Annotated in this window: 2 tRNA genes and 3 rRNA genes; all 5 read left to right on the top strand. The window is 52.3% G+C overall.

What is annotated here, in order from left to right:
* Positions 1–158: 158 nt before the first annotated feature.
* The 5 genes from ACFQZY_RS19095 (at position 159) to rrf (ending at position 5,376) form a co-directional block, all read left to right on the top strand.
* A 16S ribosomal RNA gene (locus ACFQZY_RS19095) occupies positions 159–1,687 on the top strand.
* 101 nt (positions 1,688–1,788) lie between these two features.
* Positions 1,789–1,865 (top strand) — tRNA-Ile (locus ACFQZY_RS19090).
* A 25-nt stretch (positions 1,866–1,890) separates the two neighbouring features.
* Positions 1,891–1,966 (top strand) — tRNA-Ala (locus ACFQZY_RS19085).
* A gap of 300 nt (positions 1,967–2,266) precedes the next feature.
* Positions 2,267–5,144 (top strand): 23S ribosomal RNA (locus tag ACFQZY_RS19080).
* Positions 5,145–5,263: 119 nt separating this feature from the next.
* A 5S ribosomal RNA gene (gene rrf / locus ACFQZY_RS19075) occupies positions 5,264–5,376 on the top strand.
* Together the 16S, 23S and 5S rRNA genes with 2 tRNA genes alongside form the textbook arrangement of a ribosomal RNA operon.
* Positions 5,377–5,429 lie beyond the last annotated feature (53 nt).

Raw genomic sequence — 5,429 nt, 5'->3', positions numbered from 1 at the left:
GTTGCTTTGATTTTGCGAAGTGTTCGTTAACAACACACAGCCGATAAGCGTGGGCGTTTGAGTGGCAAGACGATTGCCAAGTTCTTCGGAACTATCAAACGCTCATAAGAAAAGAAGTGAAGTTCACTTCGATTCCTATTGAGCAACAAATCAAGATCGAACTGTAGAGTTTGATCCTGGCTCAGATTGAACGCTGGCGGAATGCTTTACACATGCAAGTCGAACGGCAGCACGGGGCAACCTGGTGGCGAGTGGCGAACGGGTGAGTAATACATCGGAACGTGCCCAGTCGTGGGGGATAACGTAGCGAAAGCTACGCTAATACCGCATACGATCTACGGATGAAAGCGGGGGATCGCAAGACCTCGCGCGATTGGAGCGGCCGATGGCAGATTAGGTAGTTGGTGGGGTAAAGGCCTACCAAGCCGACGATCTGTAGCTGGTCTGAGAGGACGACCAGCCACACTGGGACTGAGACACGGCCCAGACTCCTACGGGAGGCAGCAGTGGGGAATTTTGGACAATGGGCGCAAGCCTGATCCAGCCATTCCGCGTGCAGGATGAAGGCCTTCGGGTTGTAAACTGCTTTTGTACGGAACGAAAAGGCTCTGGTTAATACCCGGGGCTCATGACGGTACCGTAAGAATAAGCACCGGCTAACTACGTGCCAGCAGCCGCGGTAATACGTAGGGTGCAAGCGTTAATCGGAATTACTGGGCGTAAAGCGTGCGCAGGCGGTGATGTAAGACAGATGTGAAATCCCCGGGCTCAACCTGGGAACTGCATTTGTGACTGCATCGCTGGAGTGCGGCAGAGGGGGATGGAATTCCGCGTGTAGCAGTGAAATGCGTAGATATGCGGAGGAACACCGATGGCGAAGGCAATCCCCTGGGCCTGCACTGACGCTCATGCACGAAAGCGTGGGGAGCAAACAGGATTAGATACCCTGGTAGTCCACGCCCTAAACGATGTCAACTGGTTGTTGGGTCTTCACTGACTCAGTAACGAAGCTAACGCGTGAAGTTGACCGCCTGGGGAGTACGGCCGCAAGGTTGAAACTCAAAGGAATTGACGGGGACCCGCACAAGCGGTGGATGATGTGGTTTAATTCGATGCAACGCGAAAAACCTTACCCACCTTTGACATGTACGGAATCCTGAAGAGATTTAGGAGTGCTCGAAAGAGAACCGTAACACAGGTGCTGCATGGCTGTCGTCAGCTCGTGTCGTGAGATGTTGGGTTAAGTCCCGCAACGAGCGCAACCCTTGTCATTAGTTGCTACGAAAGGGCACTCTAATGAGACTGCCGGTGACAAACCGGAGGAAGGTGGGGATGACGTCAAGTCCTCATGGCCCTTATAGGTGGGGCTACACACGTCATACAATGGCTGGTACAGAGGGTTGCCAACCCGCGAGGGGGAGCTAATCCCATAAAACCAGTCGTAGTCCGGATCGCAGTCTGCAACTCGACTGCGTGAAGTCGGAATCGCTAGTAATCGCGGATCAGAATGTCGCGGTGAATACGTTCCCGGGTCTTGTACACACCGCCCGTCACACCATGGGAGCGGGTTCTGCCAGAAGTAGTTAGCCTAACCGCAAGGAGGGCGATTACCACGGCAGGGTTCGTGACTGGGGTGAAGTCGTAACAAGGTAGCCGTATCGGAAGGTGCGGCTGGATCACCTCCTTTCTGGAAAACTGCAATCGCAGTCCATTCAAGCGCTCACACTTATCGGTTGTTGGAAGGATGTCGCCAGCGGCCAGGTCAAGACCTGAGTTGGTGACCGGTTTGGGTCTGTAGCTCAGTCGGTTAGAGCACCGTCTTGATAAGGCGGGGGTCGTTGGTTCGAATCCAACCCGACCCACCAATTTCCTCCCGAAGACTAACACCCTGGGGGATTAGCTCAGCTGGGAGAGCACCTGCTTTGCAAGCAGGGGGTCGTCGGTTCGATCCCGTCATCCTCCACCAAGATCACTTATCGAATTCAACACCAAAGCGGCTTCGCGAGAGGCTGTTTTGTTGTTGACCCGGCATTGACCGGATCAATCGGCTGTTCTTTAACAATTCATAGAGTCGAATCAGCGTTGCTGGCGGAAACCGTACATTCGTAAAGGTTTAGTACGGACCGTGCCGCCGGCAACATTTTTGATTGCGTCAACCAGACTTCAATTCGTGAAAGCGAAATGAAGACGGCATAACGCGCGAGGTGAGAGACCTCGCGAGTCCTTGATGAACGATGAATCCTCGTGAGAGGGGTCAAAGTTATAGGGTCAAGTGACTAAGAGCATGTGGTGGATGCCTTGGCGATGATAGGCGACGAAGGACGTGATAGCCTGCGATAAGCCTCGGGGAGCTGGCAAATAAGCTTTGATCCGGGGATTTCCGAATGGGGAAACCTACCCTTATGGGTATCGCACACTGAATACATAGGTGTGCGAGGCGAACCGGGTGAACTGAAACATCTCAGTAGCTCGAGGAAAAGACATCAACCGAGATTCCGAAAGTAGTGGCGAGCGAAATCGGAGAAGCCTGCTAGTGATAGCACAGAACTTAGCAAAGCGGTCTGGAAAGGCCGACCATAGTGGGTGATAGTCCCGTATGCGAAAAGATCTGTGTGGTACTGAGCTAGCGAAAAGTAGGGCGGGACACGTGTAATCCTGTCTGAACATGGGGGGACCATCCTCCAAGGCTAAATACTCATCATCGACCGATAGTGAACTAGTACCGTGAGGGAAAGGCGAAAAGAACCCCGGGAGGGGAGTGAAATAGATCCTGAAACCGCATGCTTACAAAAAGTCGGAGCCCTTAGGGGTGACGGCGTACCTTTTGTATAATGGGTCAGCGACTTACATTCAGTGGCAAGGTTAACCGAATAGGGAAGCCGTAGAGAAATCGAGTCCGAATAGGGCGTCCAGTCGCTGGGTGTAGACCCGAAACCAAGTGATCTATCCATGGCCAGGATGAAGGTGCCGTAACAGGTACTGGAGGTCCGAACCGACTAGTGTTGCAAAACTAGCGGATGAGCTGTGGATAGGGGTGAAAGGCTAAACAAACTTGGAAATAGCTGGTTCTCTCCGAAAACTATTTAGGTAGTGCCTCAAGTATTACCTTCGGGGGTAGAGCACTGTTTAGGCTAGGGGGTCATGGCGACTTACCAAACCTATGCAAACTCCGAATACCGAAGAGTACAGCTTGGGAGACAGAGCACCGGGTGCTAACGTCCGGACTCAAGAGGGAAACAACCCAGACCGCCAGCTAAGGTCCCTAAAATTGGCTAAGTGGGAAACGAAGTGGGAAGGCTAAAACAGTCAGGATGTTGGCTTAGAAGCAGCCATCATTTAAAGAAAGCGTAATAGCTCACTGATCGAGTCGTCCTGCGCGGAAGATGTAACGGGGCTAAGCCAGTTACCGAAGCTGCGGATTCACAGTTTACTGTGAGTGGTAGGAGAGCGTTGTGTAAGCCTGTGAAGGTGCCTTGTAAAGGGTGCTGGAGGTATCACAAGTGCGAATGCTGACATGAGTAGCGTTAAAGCGGGTGAAAAGCCCGCTCGCCGTAAGCGCAAGGTTTTCTACGCAACGTTCATCGGCGTAGAGTGAGTCGGCCCCTAAGGCGAGGCAGAGATGCGTAGCTGATGGGAAACAGGTCAATATTCCTGTACCGATGTGTAGTGCGATGTGGGGACGGAGAAGGTTAGCTCAGCCAACTGTTGGATATGTTGGTTCAAGCCTGTAGTCGTGCCTGGTAGGAAAATCCGCCGGGCTTAGATGAGGGGTGATAACGAGGCAGCTTGCTGCCGAAGTGAGTGATACCCTGCTTCCAGGAAAAGCCACTAAGCTTCAGCTACACACGACCGTACCGCAAACCGACACTGGTGCGCGAGATGAGTATTCTCAGGCGCTTGAGAGAACTCGGGAGAAGGAACTCGGCAAATTGACACCGTAACTTCGGAAGAAGGTGTGCCGCAAGTAGGTGAAGGACTTCGCGTCTGGAGCCCAAAGCGGTTGCAAAAAATCGGTGGCTGCGACTGTTTAATAAAAACACAGCACTCTGCAAACACGAAAGTGGACGTATAGGGTGTGACGCCTGCCCGGTGCTGGAAGATTAAATGATGGGGTGCAAGCTCTTGATTGAAGTCCCAGTAAACGGCGGCCGTAACTATAACGGTCCTAAGGTAGCGAAATTCCTTGTCGGGTAAGTTCCGACCTGCACGAATGGCGTAACGATGGCCACACTGTCTCCTCCCGAGACTCAGCGAAGTTGAAATGTTTGTGATGATGCAATCTCCCCGCGGAAAGACGGAAAGACCCCATGAACCTTTACTGTAGCTTTGTATTGGACTTTGAACAGATCTGTGTAGGATAGGTGGGAGGCTTTGAAGCCTGGTCGCTAGATCAGGTGGAGCCAACGTTGAAATACCACCCTGGTGTGTTTGAGGTTCTAACCTAGGTCCATTATCTGGATCGGGGACAGTGCATGGTAGGCAGTTTGACTGGGGCGGTCTCCTCCCAAAGCGTAACGGAGGAGTTCGAAGGTACGCTAGTTACGGTCGGACATCGTGACGATAGTGCAATGGCATAAGCGTGCTTAACTGCGAGACTGACAAGTCGAGCAGATGCGAAAGCAGGACATAGTGATCCGGTGGTTCTGTATGGAAGGGCCATCGCTCAACGGATAAAAGGTACTCTGGGGATAACAGGCTGATACCGCCCAAGAGTTCATATCGACGGCGGTGTTTGGCACCTCGATGTCGGCTCATCTCATCCTGGGGCTGTAGCCGGTCCCAAGGGTATGGCTGTTCGCCATTTAAAGAGGTACGTGAGCTGGGTTTAAAACGTCGTGAGACAGTTTGGTCCCTATCTTCCGTGGGCGCTGCAGATTTGAGGAAGCCTGCTCCTAGTACGAGAGGACCGGAGTGGACACACCTCTGGTGTACCTGTTGTCACGCCAGTGGCATCGCAGGGTAGCTATGTGTGGAAGAGATAACCGCTGAAAGCATCTAAGCGGGAAACTCGTTCCAAGATGAGATCTGCCGGGGCCTTGAGCCCCCTAAAGAGTCGTTCAAGACCAGGACGTTGATAGGTCAGGTGTGGAAGCGCAGTAATGCGTTAAGCTAACTGATACTAATTGCTCGTGCGGCTTGACCCTATAACTTTGATCGAAAACGATCAAGGATTTATGCCGGGTTGAACGCAATCAAAATACAATATGCTGATCAGCTCTATGAATTGGTTGTCTTGACCCCGTCAAGATGACGACAAGTTATGCCTGATGACCATAGCGAGGTGGTCCCACTCCTTCCCATCCCGAACAGGACAGTGAAACGCCTCTGCGCCGATGATAGTGCGGATTCCCGTGTGAAAGTAGGACATCGTCAGGCTCTTACAGCAGCAAATACCCCCTGTGTCGAAAGATACAGGGGGTTTTTGTTTT

Origin of the sequence: Ramlibacter sp. GCM10027632, from assembly GCF_042675325.1 — a bacterium.
GTDB lineage: Bacteria > Pseudomonadota > Gammaproteobacteria > Burkholderiales > Burkholderiaceae_C > Ramlibacter.
Note: the sequence above shows the minus strand (reverse complement) of the source record. Positions and strands in the feature narration are given on the sequence as shown.